The organism is Caldivirga sp. MU80, from assembly GCF_001663375.1.
Lineage (GTDB): Archaea > Thermoproteota > Thermoprotei > Thermoproteales > Thermocladiaceae > Caldivirga.
Genome location: NZ_LCTF01000075.1, coordinates 1 through 735, shown reverse-complemented (window position 1 = coordinate 735; position 735 = coordinate 1). Strand labels below are relative to the sequence as shown.

General features: G+C 48.6%; 1 pseudogene. It reads right to left on the bottom strand.

The annotated features are described in order from the left end of the window. A pseudogene (locus AAX04_RS11505) lies at positions 1-735 on the bottom strand (ABC transporter substrate-binding protein); the annotation flags it as partial.

Sequence of the window (735 nt, the reverse complement as noted above, 5' to 3'; positions counted from 1 at the left end):
ATGGCTGGTTACCGTAGCCCCATGGTTGGTATTCTAGGAATACCGCCAGTAGGCCTGGGTAATTATCGTACACGTAGCCTTGGAACAACCAGCCTGGGTCCATTATGGATGTGCTGTATTCAAATGGCCAATACTTATCGTAAAGCGGCACTATGGGTACGAAGTAGTGCATCCATGCGAAAATAACCTCAAGGGCCAGGTCATACTCTGGTTTACCTGGTGAGTATTGGGTAACGAAACTCTGCCAGTTGGTTAAGTTAATGTAGCCGAATGTTGAGTTCACACACCAGACAATGGTTCCATTAGGTATATTGGGTGTGGTTGGTACAATCACCGGGCTGCATGTACCGTTAGGCCACTGGAAAGGCCAAGCATCACTACCTGAGACACCAGCGGAGATGGCCCTACCCTCCTCCCACCAGGGCCAATTGGTCCAAATCCACATTGTACTGTAGGATGGCGCATTAGCTATACCATTAATCAACGCCTCGTATTCTGCATTTGGCAAAATGACGCTCCAGAATGTGCCAACATCTATTGTCAGTAACTTAGCGTTGATACCGAAGGCATCCAATTGCTCCACAGCATCCTGAGCCATGGTATCCCAGTCCGTCCATCCAGCTGGTGCGATGACTGTTAATGCTAGTTGTGTTCCGTTTGGTGTGTACCAGTATCCTCCCTTCTTGTAGAAGCCTAGGCTTTGAAGCATTTGAGCAGCCTTGGCTGGATCATAAC